The following is a 15,459-nucleotide window of genomic DNA, read 5'->3' as shown; positions in this document are numbered from 1 at the left end:
TCGGCCTGAGAAGGTCGGCACGATGCCGGGATGAGGCCAGACGTTGCCGTGCTCGGTGCCCGGCCGATGTGTCGTCATCTCGGGACCAGTGGATCAGGCGAGACGGGATAGCGAGCACCGGTGCGAACACGACGTAACCCGCGGACCAAGCGCGTACGGCAGAGACTGCTGGGCGCCCTGCTGATCTGCGCCGTCACGGTCCTGGCCGCCTCCGCTCCTGGCGTTGCCACGGGCGTGCGCGATCTGGCCGAGGCGCAACGACTGGTCGGCATGGCGCGACTCGGGACCCAGGCGGTCTCGCTGTCCCACGCCCTGGCCGACGAACGCGACGGCATGGCCGTCTTCGTGGCCGGCGGCCGCTCCACCGAGGGCGGCGACGGCGTCTCCGAGACCCAGCGGGTACGGGTCGACCGCCAGGCCAAGGAGGTGCTGGCGGCGGCGGCCGACGCCGACACCGACGACGCCCCCGCCTTCGCCGACGCGACCGCCGAGGTTGTCCGGCAGCTCGGGGAACTCGCCGCCGTCCGGCAGAAGACGCTCTCCGGCCCCGGCTCCGCCGAGGCCGCCGTGGCGGCCTACGACCCGGCGATCCGGGCACTGCGCGGGATCGGCTCCGCCGTCGCCCGCTCGCTGCCCGCGCGTGGCGCCTCCGCCGACACCACCGCGCTGCCCGAACTCGCCCGCGCCGTCGACCAGGCCTCCGTCCAGCGCGGCCTGCTGGTGGGCGCGCTCACCGCCGACGGCGGGCAGTCCGGCCTGGTCGGCGCCGCGCAGACCGCCGCGGTCAGCGAGCGGTCCGCACTCGCCGACTTCCGCGGCGGGGCCTCGCAGGCCGCCGTCGAGCAGTACGACCAGACGGTCACCGGCTCCGACGTCAACGAGGCCGACAAGCGGCTCGAGAAGCTGCTGAACAGCTCCTCGCTGTCCGCCGCCGACCGTGAGCACAAGCCGGAAGCGGTCCAGGCGGCGCTCTCCGCACGCGTCGACATGATGCGCGGTGTCGAGTCCTCGCTCGCCGCGGCCGCCGCCGACCGGCTCGCCGCCTTGCGCGACGACGACGTGACGGCCCTCGAACTCCACATCGCCCTCGCCTCGGTGTGCTTCCTGCTCGTCCTGGGCGTCGGTGTCTCCACGGCCCGCTCCATCACCCGCCCGGCCGCCGCCCTGAACCGCTTCGCCCGCGGGGACGTCCCCGCCGACGAGCAGGTCAGGATCGTCGGCTCCGACGAGTTCGCGGCGACGGCACGGGCCGTCAACGCGCTCCGCGCCGAGGTGAACGGGCTGCGCGGGCGCGTCGCCGCTCAGGACGCCGAGCACACCAAGCTCCAGGGCGTACGGGACGCCCTCGCCGCGGAACGCGATCTGCTGCACGGCCGGCAGGACGCGCTCACCACGCGCCTGGGCTCCCTGCAGGACAACGTCCACGGCACCTACGTCAGCCTGACGCTGCGCACCCTCGGTCTGGTCGAGCGCCAGCTCACGCTGATCGAGCGGCTGGAGGAACTGGTCCACGACCCGGAGGAGCTCTCCCAGCTGTTCAAGCTGGACCACCTGGCCACCCGCATGCGCCGCAACAGCGAGAACCTGCTGCTGCTCGCCGGCACCGAGCACGGCCACGCGCACCCCAAGCCCGTCCCGCTGGTCGACGTGGCGCGCGCCGCGGTCTCCGAGATCGACAAGTACGAGCGGGTCCGCATCCACCAACTGCCCGCGGGACGCATCGCGGGGTTCGCCACCGACGACCTCAGCCACCTGATCGCCGAGCTCCTGGAGAACGCGGCCGCCTTCTCCCCGCCGGAGACCGAGGTGCAGCTGTCCGGTTGGATGCTGGAGAGCGGCGAGCTGATGCTCTCGGTCGAGGACGAGGGCATCGGCATCCCGGCGGCCCGGCTGGACGAACTCAACGCGCTGCTGACGCAGACCGATCCCGCGGAGCACACCTCCGTCGCCGAGGCCACCGGGATCGGCGTGTACGTCGTCGCCCGGCTCGCCGCCCGGCACGGCATCCGCGTGCAGCTCCGCGACGCCAAGCGCGGCGGCACCACCGCCGTGGTGGTCGTCCCCACGGCGCTCACCGCGCCCGCGGAGGACCCGGACGGCCCGCAGACCCCCGTGGAGGCGGCCGTCGCGGGAGAGCCGTGGCAGCCGCGCAAGGCGTTGCGGCGGGCCCGCGAGGAGCGGGCCGGGGAGCCGGAGCGCACGGCACCGGCGGCCGTGGAGCCGGCGACGGAACCGGCCGGCACCGCGCCCGGCGACGTACCCGGTGAAGCGTCCGACGAGGCGTCCCGGCCCGGGGGCGACGCCATTGAGCACGCCCGCGCCGACCGGCCCGCTTCCGCCGCGACCCCGGATACGGAGTCCGCGCCGGCACCGGTCGCGGCGTCCGGGGCGCCGGCTCAGGCCCAGGCGCCGGCTCCGGCCGCCGGGGAGACGCCGGACGGCGGGGGGCTCACCGCCAAGGGGCTTCCGCAGCGGGTGCCGCGGTCCACGGGGCTGTCGGGCGAACCGCAGGTCCGGGGGAGGGCCCGCCAGGGGGGCGGGGTGGACCCGGAGGAGCTGCGGCGCAAGCTCGGCGGCTTCGCCCAGGGCCTGCGCGAGGGCCGGGCGGAGGCCCACGCCGAGACGCAGGAGATCCGGCGCGGCCTGCCCGCGCCGAGGAAGGCCGCGGACGCGGCCGCAGCGGAAGGCAGTTCGGGGGGACACCAACAAGTCGAAGCCGAAGGCGTCGAGGAGGCACGCGGTTGATGTCGGCCGGTACGGACACCCAGAGTGAACGGGGCCTGAGCCACGAGGCACGTAACCTCCAGTGGCTGCTGAGCAATTTCGTGGAGGACGTGCCCGGGGTCCGCTCCGTGGCCGTCGTGTCCTCGGACGGACTGCTGCTGCTGACCTCGGAGCCCGAGGACGAGGCCGAGGCCGGGACGGCGGACGAGGGCGCGGCGGACGGTGCGGCCGGACGGCCGCCCCGGGGCCCGGCGGGCACCTCCGCCGACCTCGCCACGGTGGTCTCCGGCATCGCCTCGCTGACCGACGGCGCCGCGCGCCTGATGGACGGCGGCGGCGTGCGCCAGACGGGCGTGTCGATGGAGAACGGCAGCGTGTTCGTCATGACGGTCGGGGACGGTTCGCTGCTCGGTGTCCACGCGGACGCCGAGTGCGACATGAGCGTGGTGGCCTATCACATGGCCCTGTTCGTGGGCCGGGCCGGCCATGTGCTCACCCCCGCGCTCCGCACGGAGCTGCGCCAGGCGATCGAGGAGGGCAGCTGATGCGCCGTCCGGTGATTCCCGCGGCCCAGGCGGCCGCCGCCCTCCCGGTACGGGGTGCCGGGCGCAGGGCCGCCCGCGTACGGCCGTACGCGCTGACCGGTGGCCGTACGACCTTCGGCCACGTGCTGCTGGTGGAGACCTTCGTCGCGACGATCGACGCCTCCGCCGAGCGCCGTGAGCTGACCTCGGGCGGCTGGGCCGAGCGCGTCATGCCGGAGATGCGGGCCATCGTGGAACTGTGCCGCCGGATGCGCTCGGTGGCGGAGATCTCGGCGCTGCTGCGCATGCCGCTCGGTGTGGTCCGGGTGCTGCTCAGCGACCTGGCCGATCAGGGAAGGATCCGCGTGTACGGGACCGGGCACGGGCCCGGCGCCCCGGATCGCGCGCTGCTGGAGAGGGTGCTCGGTGGACTTCGCAGGCTCTGACATGTCGTCCCTCGCGGAAGAAGACGGCCTGCAGGAGTGGCAACTGGACGTGAGCCACGCCCCCACCTCGACCAAGATCGTGGTCGCGGGCGGATTCGGCGTGGGCAAGACCACTTTCGTCGGCGCGGTCTCGGAGATCACCCCGCTCACCACCGAGGCGGTGATGACCCGGGCCAGCGAGGACATCGACGACCTGGGTTCCACCCCGGACAAGACCACCACCACGGTGGCGATGGACTTCGGCCGCATCACGCTCGACCGGGAACTGGTGCTCTACCTGTTCGGCACCCCCGGCCAGCAGCGCTTCTGGTTCATGTGGGACGACCTGGTGCGCGGCGCGATCGGCGCGGTCGTCCTCGCCGACACCCGCCGGCTGGCCGACGCCTTCCCGGCGCTGGACTACTTCGAGAGCAGCGGTCTGCCCTACGCCGTGGCGGTCAACCACTTCGAGGGCACCACGGCCTACGAGGAGATCGACGTCCGCGAGGCGCTCGCCGTGCCGGACGAGGTACCGGTGGCGATATGCGACGCCCGCGACCGCCAGTCGGTGATCCAGGTGCTGCTGGCCCTGGTCAAGCAGGCCCTCGTCGCACAGCCGGACTAGGGCGACACGGCCGACACGGCCGAGCACTCCTCCGGGGGAGTCGTGGGGACGCCCGCCGGACGCACTCAAGCCGCACCGCACGAGAGAGCATGCCGCCTTGCGCAAGATACTGATCGTGGGAGCCGGCCAGTCCGGGCTCCAACTGGCCCTGGGCCTGCAGGCCCAGGGGTACGAGGTCACCGTCATGTCCAACCGCACGGCGGACGAGATACGCCAGGGGCGTGTCATGTCCACCCAGTGCATGTTCGGCACGGCGCTGGCGCACGAGCGCGACCTCGGCGTCGACTTCTGGGAGGACCAGACCCCCCGGATCGAGGGCCTGGGCGTCTCCGTCGCCGCCCCCGACGGATCGAGGCCCATCGACTGGGTGGGACGGCTCGACGCGTACGCGCAGTCCGTCGACCAGCGGGTGAAGATGGCCGGCTGGCTGGAGACCTTCGTCGAGCGCGGCGGCAAGCTGGTCGTCCACGGCGTGACCGTCGGGGACCTGGACTACTTCGCCCGCGCCTACGACCTGGTGATGGTCGCGGCGGGCAAGGGCGAACTGGTCTCCCTGTTCGGCCGGGACGCGGGGCGTTCCCCGTACGACAGCCCGCAGCGAGCGCTGGCCGTCGCCTATGTGCACGGCCTCGCCCCGCGCCCGGAGCACCCCGACCTCCACGCGGTGCGGCTCAACATGGTGCCCGGCGCCGGCGAACTGATCGTGATCCCGGCGTTCACCACCTCGGGCCCCTGCGACATCCTCTTCTGGGAGGGGCTGCCGGGCGGCCCGCTCGACGTCTTCGACGGTGTGAAGGACCCGCGGGAACACCTGCGCATCACCCTTGAGCTGATGGAGCGTCACATCCCCTGGGAGTACGACCGCGCCCGCGAGGTCGAGCTGACGGACGCCGGCGGCACCCTGGCCGGGCGTTTCGCGCCGGTGGTCCGGCACCCCGTCGCGGAACTGCCCTCCGGCGGGCTGGTGCTGGGCGTCGCCGACGTCGTCGTGGCCAACGACCCGATCACCGGCCAGGGTTCCAACAGCGCCTCCAAGTGCGCTGCCGCCTATCTCGACGCCATCGTCGAGCAGGGCGACAAGCCCTTCGACCGGGACTGGATGGAGTCCGCCTTCGCCCGCTTCTGGGCCACCGCCGAGCCGGTGACCAAGTGGACCAACGCCCTGCTCGGCCCGCCGCCGGAGCACGTCCTCGGCCTGATCGGCGCCGCCGGGCAGCTGCCGGCCGTGGCGAACCGCTTCGCCAACGGCTTCGACGACCCGTCGGACTACGAGTCGTACTTCTACGACCCCGAGGCGGCGGGCGCCTACCTGGCCTCGGTCGCCGGAGCCTGACCGCTCCGCGGCGCCGGCGGTGCACACCGCCGGCGCCGCGACGCCGGACGGCCTGCCGGTCTCAGCCCCGCAGCCGCGTCCGCTGCATCGACGCGAGCCTCAGCACCACGCCGATGCACAGCGCCCCCGCCAGAACCCAGAGCGCGGCGCCCGCCGTCTCCGTCGCCGCCGGGTCCCCGGTGGCGGTGGGGGAGGCCAGGAGCTGGGCCGCCACGAAGAGCAGCCACCACGAGGTCAGCAGCACGCTGGTGCGCCGCGGACGTCCGGGCGGCGAGCTGGCCGCCCATATGTCGTTGATGATCCGCTTGGGCAGGACGAAGCCGGCCAGCGGTATCAGCCACGCGCCCGTGGTCCAGCCGCGCCGCATCCGGTGTCCACCGGGCGCCAGCGCCTCGGCGTTCACCCGCATCTGCCACAGCCAGCGCAGGAAGACCACCCCGGTGAGCACGAAGGCGACATGGCTCAGACCGGTCAGGGTGACGACCTGGTCCTTCCGCACGAGCGCGGCGTCCGAGCCGGCGGCGGCGCGGTCGAGCAGCAGCCGGTCGGCGAGGAGCGCGGCGTTCACCAGCACGCACACCCCGAGCGCGGCCACGACGACGACGGTCGTCGCCCTCGGGACGAAGACCGGCTCGCCCCGGGGCGGACGTGCGGGCGGGGAGATGATGACGGCGTCGTCGTGGGTCACGGCGCCGCAACCTACCGCCGCCCCCGCTCTCCGGTCCACCGCTGCCCGCGTCCCGCCGCCCGCGCAGCGGCTCCGGTACGCGCGCCCCGGGTGCTCGCGGTCCCGCCCTGGCGGGGTCCGCGGGGCTGTGAAACGCTCGTCGTACGGGACATCCGTCCGGCTTCCGCACACGGATCCCGCACGTGTGGGTCCGGCCGTCCGCCGCGCAAGGCCCCCGGCCCGGGCTCCCGTACGGGAGAGGGAACGGCCATGACGACGACCGAGCACGACCGCGACGGCCACCTGGACCCCACCCTGTACCGCACCCCGGCGGACGCGGTCGCCGCGCCACCGGAGAGTCTCGCCTACGTCGCCGGGTTCGACCCGGCGGGCGAGCGCCCGGACGCGCTGTTCACCGTCGTCACCGACCCGCAGTCCCCGGCCTACGGCCGGGTGGCCGCCCGGGTCGAGCTGCCCGACCGGGGCAACGAACTGCACCACTTCGGCTGGAACGCCTGTTCGAGCGCGCTGGCCCACCCCGGTCACCACCACGCCGCGCGGCGCTACCTCATCGTCCCGGGACTGCGTTCCTCCCGGCTGCACGTCCTCGACACCGTCCCCGATCCGGCCCACCCGCGCCTGGTCAAGGTGGTCGAGGCCGGGGAACTGGCCGCCAGGGCCGGCTACTCGCGGCCGCACACCCTCCACTGCGGCCCCGACGGGGTCTTCCTGTCCTGCCTGGGCGGCGCGGACGGCGCGGACGGGCCCGGCGGTGTCGCGCTGCTGGACCACGAGACCTTCGACGTGCTGCGCGCCTGGGAGACCGAGCGTGGACCGCAGCGGCTCGCCTACGACGTCTGGTGGCACCTGCGGCAGAACATCGCCGTGACCAGCGAGTGGGGCAGCCCCTCGATGATCGAGGACGGGCTCGTCCCCGAACTGCTGCTGGACCGCCGCTACGGGCACGCGGTGCACTTCTGGGACCTCGAGAGCGGACGGCACCTGCAGCGCGTCGACCTGGGGGACGAGAACCAGATGGTGCTGGAGCTGCGCCCCTCCCACGACCCCGAGGCGACCTGGGGGTTCGTGAACACCGTCGTCGACGTCGAGGACCTGTCGGCCTCGGTGTGGCTGTGGACCCGGGAGAACGGGGAGTTCACGGTCCGCAAGGTGATCACCCTGCCCGCCGAGCCCGCCCGAGCGGAGGACCTGCCCCCGGCGCTGCGGCCGTTCGGCGCCGTACCGCCGCTGATCACCGACATCGACCTGTCGGTGGACGACCGGTGGCTGTACGTGTCCGCGTGGGGGACCGGCGACCTCCTCCAGTACGACGTGAGCGACCCCCTCCGGCCGAGGCGGACCGCGGCCGTGCGACTGGGCGGCATCGCCGGCCGGCAGACGCATCCCGCGGAGCCGGACGTCCCGCTGAGCGGCGGATCGCAGATGGTCGAACTCAGCCGCGACGGACGGCGCGTGTACGTGACGAACTCCCTGTACGCCGCGTGGGACGAGCAGTTCTACCCCGAGGGCATCGACCCGTGGATGGTGAAGCTCGACGCCGACACCTCGGGCGGCGGGCTCGGCGTCGACGGCGGCTTCTTCCCGCACGGATCCGACTTCGGGGGACTGCGGGTGCACCAGACCCGCCTGGAGGGCGGCGACGCCTCCTCGGACTCGTACTGCTACCGCCGCTGACCGCCGGGTGGACCGGGTGGGCGGTGCCGCCGGTGGGTGGGCGCGGGTACGTCTCGCGCCCTTCGGGCGCACAGCGGCGGGCTGCGGATGGGGAGGGCGGCGGCGCCCTTCTCGTCGCGGTGCGGGTGGGTTCGTGGTGGGGGTTCGGGCTCCTGAGCGGGGCCGGTTGCCCGTACGGTTGCGGTCTCGTCGCCGTCCGCGGGTGCAGATGGCCGGTTGCGACGCGCACCGTTCGTGGGTGGCGCGCCCGCCGTAACCTGCGTCTGCGGGTGCTTCCCCGACAGCGGGCCCTGTTCCGCCGAACATGTCGGCGAAAGCGAGCCCGATGTCTTCTGACCGCTCGACAGCACCCCGAATCAGCCGCAGTCGCCGGTCACGGCGGGCGCGCCCACCGCCCACCGGAGGCGGGGAAGCGGCCGTCTGCACCCGCGGACGGCAACGAGACCCAAGGCACCGAAAAAGCGGCCCGCTCCGGAGCCCGAACCCCCACCACGAGCCGACCCGCACACCGCTGCGAAGGCTCCGCCCCCACCCTCTCGTCCGCAGCCCGCCGCTGTGCGCCCGCAGGGCACGAGACGGCGGGACGGTCAACCCACCCACCCGCCGGGGCCGTCACCCGGCGACGTCGACGACGACCTTGCCCCGGCCCTCGCCGCGCTCGACCACGCCGTGCGCCTCGGCGGCCGTGGACAGGGTGAAGCGGCGCGGGTCGACCAGCGGCCGCAGGGCCCCGGCCTCGGCGAGGGCGGCCGCCTCGCGCAGGATCGCGCCGTGGTGCTCGCGCCCGCGGCCGGTGAGCATCGGCAGCAGCGTGAAGACCCCGGAGTAGCCCGCCCCGCGGAAGGACAGCGGTGCGAGGCTGTGGGTGCCCCAGCCGAGGGCGCTCACCACGTGCCCGGTGTAGGTGCGCACCGCGGTGAAGGAGGCGTCGAGGGTCTCCCCGCCGACGGTGTCGAAGACGACGTCGAAGCCCTCGCCGCCGGTGTGCTCGGCGACATAGGCGTCGACCGGGGTGGTGGTGCGGTCGATGGGGGTCGCCCCGAGACCGGCGATGGTCTGCAGGCTCCGCGGCGAGCCGGTGGCGAAGACCTCCGCGCCCCGGGCCCGGGCGAGCTGCACGGCGACATGGCCGATGCCGCCGGCGCCGCCGTGGACGAGCACCTTCTGCCCCTCGCGCACGCCCGCCCGGTCCACCAGGCCCTCCCAGGCTGTGATGAAGACCAGCGGCAGCGCCGCCGTCTGACGCATCGTCAGTGCGTCGGGTTTGCGGGCCAGCAGCCGGGCGTCCACGGCCGCGTACTCGGCCAGCGACCCCTGCAGGTCGCCGACCCCGCCGGTCAGGCCGAAGACCTCGTCCCCGGGTGCGAGGCCGGTGACGTCCGCCCCGGTCTCCTCGACCACCCCGGCCAGGTCCAGGCCGAGTACGGCGGGCGGCCGGGTCCGGGCGTGGGCCGCCTTCCCGGCGCTGATCTTGGTGTCCAGGGGGTTCACCCCGGAGGCGGCGATCCGGACCAGCACCTGTCCGGGGCCGGGCACGGGGGTGCGGATCGCGCCGAGGACGAGGGGGCTGCCGAACTCCTCCAGCAGGACGGCGCGCATCGTGGTGTCCACCGGGGGGCGGGAGGGGGTCATGGGGTGTCCTTTCGAACAGACAGGTCTGTTTGATTCAGGTCGAAGGAACGCCCTCGTCCCCGTGGTGCGGACGAGGGCGGGGCCGGGATCAGACGGTGGGCGGGCAGGCCCGCTCGACCACGGCGCGTGCCGCCGCCTTGGCGGCGGCCGGCATCGCCGGATCCTGTTCGAGCTTGCCCGCGGCCAGCGTGCCGTCCACGAGCAGGGTCAGTTGCAGCGCGAGTCCGTCGGGGTCCGCGGCGCCGGCCGCCTCGGCCAGCCCGCGCACCCACGCCCGTACGGCCCGCTTGTGCGCCACGGTCACCTCGTGCGGCAGGCTGCCCGGCTCGCTCTCCGCGGCGGCGTTGATGAACGGGCAGCCGTGGAAGCCGTGGCGCTCGTACGAGGCCGAGACCGCGTCGAACAGGCCGACCAGCTGCTCGCGGGGATCGTCCCCCGCCGCCAGCGCGGCGGCGCGCAGCCTGCCCCGCCAGGAGTCGTCGATCCTGCGCAGGTAGGCGGCGGCCAGCTCGTCCTTGGAGGGGAAGTGCACGTACAGGGTGGACTTGGCCACGCCCGACTCGGCGATGATCCGGTCGACGCCCACCCCGCGCAGGCCGTGGGCGGCGAACAGCGCCTCGGCCGTGGTCAGTATGCGCTCGCGCGCCGGGGGACGCTTCGCCGTCGTGGGCATGGTGCTCACCGTGATCCTCGCCGGGGCCCGGCGGGCCCCTCACGGCAAAACTAACAGACAGGTCTGTCCGATGAGGGCGAGACCCCGGTCACACCGGGGCCGGCTCCCGCACGCGCGGGGCGCCGAGGGCTTCAGGAGCGCGAGGCGGTGCCCAGCGGGGTCGGGTCGTGGGCCGACTTGGGGGCGACGGGGGAGACGTAGTGCTTCATCGACGGGTCGTCGGAGTCCGGCCGGACGGCGCCGAGGACCGGGTTGGCCGCGATCGGGGAGATCTTGACGACGCCGCCCGGGCGCGGCGCCTGGATGACCATGCCGTTGCCGATGTACATCGCCACGTGGGTCGCGCCGGGGAAGTAGACCACCAGATCGCCGGGGCGCAGCAGGTTCAGCGGGATGTGCGGCAGCTGCTTCCACTGCTCCTGGCTGGTGCGCGGGATGGTGGTGCCCGCGTGCTCCCAGGCCTGCGAGGTCAGGCCCGAGCAGTCGTACGCCTTCGGGCCCTCGGCGCCCCACACGTAGGGCTTGCCGAGCTGGGCGTAGGCGAAGCTCAGCGCCCTGTTGCCGGCCTTCGACGGCGTGAGCGCCACGCTGCCGAGCTTGCCCGAGCGCAGGAAGGCCGCCTGCGCCTGGTCGATGCCCTGCTGCTCCAGCTTCTGGAGGTCCTCGATCTGGGTGCCGGTCAGGCCGGCGAGGATCCGCTCGACGTCGGCGAGCTGCCGCTCGATTTCCTCCTTGGCCTCGAGCTGCTGCTCCTCCAGCTGCTCCGAGCCGTCCAGCGCGTGCTGCTGGGCCCGGTTGAGCGCGGCGATCCGCTTCTCGCCGTTCTCCAGCTGGGCGACGAGCTCGGCCTGGCTGCCCGCGGCGCGGTCGAGCATGTGCCCCTGGGTGAAGGCGTCCTGCGGGTTGTTGCTGAGCAGCAGGTTGAGGTACGGGGAGACGCCGCCGGACTTGTACTGCTCCCGGGCCAGCTGCCCGGCCAGGGCGCGGGCGTCGCTGAGCGCGGTGCGCTCCTCGGCGAGCTGGTGGTCGAGGCGGTCGGCCTTGCTCTGGTTCTCCTCGAGTTCGGCCTTGGCCTGGTCGTAGGTCTCGGTGGCCTGTTCGGCCTTGAGGTAGAGGTCCTGCAACTGCTCCAGCAGCACGACGAGCGTGCGGTTGTCCGGCACCGGGTCGTCGGGAGCGGCGTAGGCCTGGGCGGGGATCCCGAGCGCCGCGGCGGCCAGCAGCGTCCCGCAGACGAGTGCCCTGCGCACCCACTCCTTGGGTCGGTGTGCTGCTGACATCCCGTCACCTCCGCCTGTTCCACCGATACGTGCGGGTAGATCCTTACATGATCGGGTCGGCTATGACAGGGGGCCGGGCCGGAACGGGCGGCTCCGCCGGTCGCGGAGCCACCCGTTCGTCCGGCGTCATCCGAAATAGGTGTCGAAGTTCCGCTGGAATTCCCAGTTGCCGAACTTGTCCCAGTTCACCGACCAGGCCATCAGGCCGCGCAGCGAGGGCCAGGTGCCGTGGGTGGCGTAGCCGCCGCAGTTGACCTTCCTGGTGAGGCAGTCCAGCGCCTTGTTCACCTCGGCCGGGGTGGTCCAGCCGTTGCCGGCGTTGCTGCCGGCGGGCAGGCCGATGGCGACCTGGGAGGGGGAGAGCGGCGCGAACACCCGGGAGGTGTTGCCCGCGACCGGGAAGCCGGTCAGCAGCATGTCGGTCATGGCGATGTGGAAGTCGGCGCCGCCCATCTGGTGGTACTGGTTGTCCAGTCCCATGATCGGCCCGGAGTTGTAGTCCTGGACGTGGAGGAGCGTCAGGTCCGCGCGCAGGGCGTGGATCACCGGGAGGTACGCGCCGGCCCGCGGGTCCTGGGCGCCGTTCGGGCCCGGGCCGTAGAACTGGTACCCGAGCTGGACGAAGAAGGTCTCGGGGGCCATGGTCAGCACGAAGCCGCCGCCGTACTTGGCCTTGAGGGTCTTCAGCGCGGAGATCAGGTTGACCACGACCGGGGTGGTCGGGTTCCGGAAGTCGGTGTCACCGGCGTTGAGCGAGAGCGAGTGGCCCTCGAAGTCGATGTCCAGGCCGTCCAGTCCCCAGGTGTCGGTGATCCTGCTGACGGAGGCGACGAAGGCGTCGCGGGCGGCGGTGGTGGTCAGCTGGACCTGGCCGTTCTGGCCGCCGATGGAGATCAGCACCTTCTTGCCCTGCGCCTGCTTCGCCCTGATCGCGGCCTTGAACTCCGCGTCGGACTCCACGTTGGGGCACTCGGCGACCGGGCAGCGGTCGAAGCGGATGTCGCCGGAGGTGGTGGAGGTGGGTTCGCCGAAGGCGAGGTCGATGTAGTCCCAGCTCGCCGGGACGTCGGCCATGCGGACGTAGCCGGAGCCGTTGGCGAAGCTGGAGTGCAGGTAGCCGACCAGGGCGTGGGAGGACGGCGCCGGATCGGTCGGCGTCGGGGTCGGCGTCGGCGTCGGATCGGTCGGTGTCGGGTCGGTGGGGGTCGGGCTGGGTGTGGGGCCGCCGGGGCCGGTCAGCGACAGGTCGTCGGCGTAGTACGTGGGCTGCGCGTACCAGCCGTGGACGTAGACCGTCGCGCTGGTCTGGTTCGGGCCGGTGGTGAAGCTCACGTTGAGCTGCTGGTAGGCGCCGCCGGTGCCCGGGGTCCAGGTGCTGGTGCCGCCGTCCACGCCGATGTAGACGTAACTCCCCTTGACCTGCGCCGAGAAGGTGTACGCCGTGTCGGGGGCGACGCCGACGGTCTGCTTGCACTGCGCGGTCCCGGTGCCGCCCGGGCTGCCGGCGAGGGCGTGACTGCCGCTCTTCGCCTGCCCGGTCACCACCTGCGTGGTGCCCGGGTCGCAGCTCCAGCCGGACAGGTTGCCCGACTCGAAGCCTCCGTTGGCCAGGAACTCACCGGCGTGCGCCGTGGGGGCGAGGGCGACCAGCCCGCCGAGGACGGCGGTGCAGGCGAGGGTCGCCGTCGCGGCGACGAGGTGTCTCATGGGGGCCGCTCCTTCGGGGACAGGAAGAAGTGCGCATGACAAGTCGCAGCAAACAGGTCTGGACCAATTCTGTCAATGGTCCGGACCATCCCCGTGGCCGGTCACCCGGATCGCCCGCCCGTGGGGGGCGGTCGCGCGGGCGACCGCCCCGGCGGCTCACGCCCGCGGCTTCGACCAGGGCCAGCGCGGCTTCTCTGGCCGGTTCCCCTCCGGGTCGTAGACGAAGACCCAGCGCGTACGGCGCTGCGCACGCGCGCCGGGACTGGGCTCGCGATGATAGACGTGCACGACGGGGGGTGCGCCGTCCTCCTGCGGCACCGGTACCTCGTACACCTTCGGGGGCTGCCCGGTGATGCCGGTCAGCACCCCCAGCACGCGGCCGTCCAGCGGCCCTCCGACGAATTCCGTGTCCTCATGCCTCACGGGCTCAGGGTAGGCCCAACGGAGGGGGCCACGTTCAGGAAACGGCAGGTGGGAGCAGATGTGCGATCCCCTGGGCCAGCGGGGTCACCCGGCGGGCCAGGTCCCCGGCGGGGCTGCCGGGGCTCTCCCGCTCCAGTGCGGCCAGCGCGACCTCGGCGGTCTCCTGGTCGGTGGTGGAGCTGACCAGCAGCAGCGCGACGAAGTGGTCCACCAGCCACCTGCGCAGCTCCTGGGCGGGGGGCCGCTTGCCCTCGTCCAGCCAGGTCAGCGAAACGGCCTCGACGCTGGCGATCCAGGAGCGGACCATCATCGCCAGCCGCGGCCCGGGGTGCGGGGCCCCCAGGTGCATCAGGATCTGCTCGGCCGCGCTGCGCCGGACGCCGTCCACGATGGCGTCGGTCCGGCTGGTCTCGGCCACGCTGCCGCCGCGCAGCAGCGCGGAGTACGCCGCGTCGTGCTCGTCCACGAAGGCGAGGTAGCGGTCCAGCGCGTTGGACAGGCGCTGGGTCATCTCGCCCTCCGCGGGCTCGACGAAGCAGGCCCGCAGCTCCTCGGCGGCGTTGCGCATGGCGGCCTCGTACAGCTGCTGCTTCCCGCCGGGGAAGTAGCGGTAGACCAGGGGGCGGGAGACCCCGGCGGCCGCGGCCACGTCGTCGACCGAGACGTCCTCGGGCCTGCGGTGCCCGAAGAGGTCCACCGCGGCGGCGAGCAGCTGGGTACGGCGCTGCTCGACGCTCAGCCGGCGGTAGGCGGGAGCGGCGGGCGCCGGCGTCGAACGGCCGTTCATGGACGCCAGCGTATCCGCCCGCGCGACGGGCTACCCGAGAAGCCCCGAGGTGCGCCACATGCGCCGTACGCCCGGACCCTCGAACATGCCGATCTCGTCCAGGAAGTCCATCAGCTTCCGTGCGGCCTGCCGCATCACGTCCCGGCGGTGCGGACTGGTGCGGGCCAGCTCGGCGGCGTACCGGGGGTCCAGTCCCACCGAGGCGTAGACCCGCGGGCTGATCAGCGACCGGGCGATCACCCGGGCGGCCTCGGCGGAGGAGACCCGGGTGAAGGCGATCTCCCAGCGCGGCGCCGAACTCATCTGGCGGCGCAGCTCCTCACGGGCGTACCGGATGTGCCGGGCCTCCTCGACCACGTGGATGCGCGTGACGCCGCGGGTCAGCGGCTGCACGCGCTCGTCCGGGAAGGTCAGCCGCTGCATCCAGTCGAGGATCTCCTCGGCGAGCAGGGTGCCGGTGAAGGAGCCGGGGGTGGTGGAGACCGTCTTCAGCACCCGGCCGAGGTTGTGGTCCAGCCGCGACGGCTTGTACACGGGCGTGCCGAGCCGGGTCACCAGCCGCGCGAACATCTTCGAGTGACGGCACTCGTCGGCGATCTCGGTCAGCGCGTAGCGGACGTGTCCGCTGGTGGGGTCCAGGTCGTAGGAGTGCCGCAGCAGCAGCTGCATGAGGATGATCTCGAACCAGATGCCGATCGAGGCGAGCGACGCCGACTCGTGCCGGCTCAGTTCGATCCGCTGCTCCTCGGACATGTGCTTCCACAGCGGGGTGTCGTACAGGGAGCACAACTCGGGCGGCCAGAACCACTTGCCGTCCTCGAACGGGGCCTTCCAGTCCAGCTCGGTGTCGGGGTCGAAGGAGTGTTTCGCGGAGGCGTCGAGCAGCCGCTCCGCCACTTTCTCACGCGTTGCAAGAGGGGTGCCAGCGGTCATGCTCTTATGAGACTGTGTGTCAGCAAGCCCG

Annotated in this window: 14 protein-coding genes; 6 read left to right on the top strand and 8 right to left on the bottom strand. The window is 73.2% G+C overall.

The genetic code is table 11. From position 1 onward, the window contains the following. Positions 1 to 120 precede the first annotated feature (120 nt). From CHF15_RS19990 to CHF15_RS19970, 5 genes are all read left to right on the top strand, one after another. Entirely contained in the window at positions 121 to 2,745 is a 2,625-nt protein-coding gene (locus tag CHF15_RS19990; RefSeq protein ID WP_143681595.1) for a sensor histidine kinase, read from the top strand. Then, on the top strand, positions 2,745 to 3,269 hold the full coding sequence (locus CHF15_RS19985) for a roadblock/LC7 domain-containing protein (RefSeq protein WP_089225185.1): 525 nt from the start codon (positions 2,745 to 2,747) through the stop codon (positions 3,267 to 3,269). The genes CHF15_RS19990 and CHF15_RS19985 overlap by 1 nt, the downstream gene beginning before the upstream one ends. Beyond that, entirely contained in the window at positions 3,269 to 3,694 is a 426-nt protein-coding gene (locus CHF15_RS19980) for a DUF742 domain-containing protein (RefSeq protein WP_089225184.1), read from the top strand. The genes CHF15_RS19985 and CHF15_RS19980 overlap by 1 nt, the downstream gene beginning before the upstream one ends. Before the next feature lies 1 nt (position 3,695). Beyond that, positions 3,696 to 4,298, top strand: coding sequence for a GTP-binding protein (locus CHF15_RS19975; protein WP_179279874.1), 603 nt, complete (start codon positions 3,696 to 3,698; stop codon positions 4,296 to 4,298). A 97-nt stretch (positions 4,299 to 4,395) separates the two neighbouring features. Further along, positions 4,396 to 5,631: a styrene monooxygenase/indole monooxygenase family protein gene (locus CHF15_RS19970; protein WP_089225182.1), complete on the top strand. Its 1,236-nt coding sequence runs from the start codon at positions 4,396 to 4,398 to the stop codon at positions 5,629 to 5,631. Between the two features lie 61 nt (positions 5,632 to 5,692). Here CHF15_RS19970 and CHF15_RS19965 read toward each other — a convergent pair whose 3' ends face one another. Further along, positions 5,693 to 6,319 carry a DUF4328 domain-containing protein gene (locus tag CHF15_RS19965; RefSeq protein WP_143681594.1) on the bottom strand — a complete coding sequence of 209 codons (627 nt, stop codon included), beginning with the start codon at positions 6,317 to 6,319 and terminating at the stop codon, positions 5,693 to 5,695. A gap of 249 nt (positions 6,320 to 6,568) precedes the next feature. Between CHF15_RS19965 and CHF15_RS19960 the strand changes: the two genes are divergently transcribed. After that, positions 6,569 to 7,993, top strand: coding sequence for a selenium-binding protein SBP56-related protein (locus CHF15_RS19960; protein ID WP_089225180.1), 1,425 nt, complete (start codon positions 6,569 to 6,571; stop codon positions 7,991 to 7,993). Positions 7,994 to 8,605: 612 nt separating this feature from the next. On the opposite strand, the gene CHF15_RS19955 is transcribed toward CHF15_RS19960, so the two are convergent. The 7 genes from CHF15_RS19955 to CHF15_RS19925 form a co-directional block, all read right to left on the bottom strand. After that, complete coding sequence (locus tag CHF15_RS19955; protein WP_220093308.1) at positions 8,606 to 9,625, bottom strand: zinc-dependent alcohol dehydrogenase family protein; 1,020 nt, start codon at positions 9,623 to 9,625, stop codon at positions 8,606 to 8,608. Between the two features lie 88 nt (positions 9,626 to 9,713). Further along, on the bottom strand, positions 9,714 to 10,298 hold the full coding sequence (locus tag CHF15_RS19950) for a TetR/AcrR family transcriptional regulator (protein ID WP_245938924.1): 585 nt from the start codon (positions 10,296 to 10,298) through the stop codon (positions 9,714 to 9,716). Positions 10,299 to 10,429: 131 nt separating this feature from the next. Beyond that, a complete protein-coding gene (locus CHF15_RS19945; protein ID WP_245938923.1) occupies positions 10,430 to 11,578 on the bottom strand; it encodes a C40 family peptidase in 1,149 nt (382 codons plus the stop codon). A 126-nt stretch (positions 11,579 to 11,704) separates the two neighbouring features. Further along, positions 11,705 to 13,285 (bottom strand): chitinase, encoded by a 1,581-nt coding sequence (locus CHF15_RS19940; protein ID WP_089225177.1) that lies wholly within the window; start codon positions 13,283 to 13,285, stop codon positions 11,705 to 11,707. A 156-nt stretch (positions 13,286 to 13,441) separates the two neighbouring features. Next, positions 13,442 to 13,708, bottom strand: coding sequence for a class III extradiol ring-cleavage dioxygenase family protein (locus CHF15_RS19935; RefSeq protein WP_018563602.1), 267 nt, complete (start codon positions 13,706 to 13,708; stop codon positions 13,442 to 13,444). Between the two features lie 34 nt (positions 13,709 to 13,742). After that, positions 13,743 to 14,495, bottom strand: coding sequence for a TetR/AcrR family transcriptional regulator (locus CHF15_RS19930; RefSeq protein ID WP_089225176.1), 753 nt, complete (start codon positions 14,493 to 14,495; stop codon positions 13,743 to 13,745). Positions 14,496 to 14,525: 30 nt separating this feature from the next. Beyond that, the gene (locus tag CHF15_RS19925) at positions 14,526 to 15,428 is read right to left on the bottom strand and encodes an AurF N-oxygenase family protein (RefSeq protein WP_089225175.1); all 903 of its coding nucleotides are present in this window, start codon (positions 15,426 to 15,428) and stop codon (positions 14,526 to 14,528) included. Between the last annotated feature and the right edge of the window lie 31 nt (positions 15,429 to 15,459).

It is taken from the genome of Actinacidiphila glaucinigra (assembly GCF_900188405.1).
GTDB classification, from domain to species: Bacteria; Actinomycetota; Actinomycetes; order Streptomycetales; family Streptomycetaceae; genus Actinacidiphila; species Actinacidiphila glaucinigra.
This window is presented reverse-complemented; position numbering and strand designations above follow the sequence as displayed.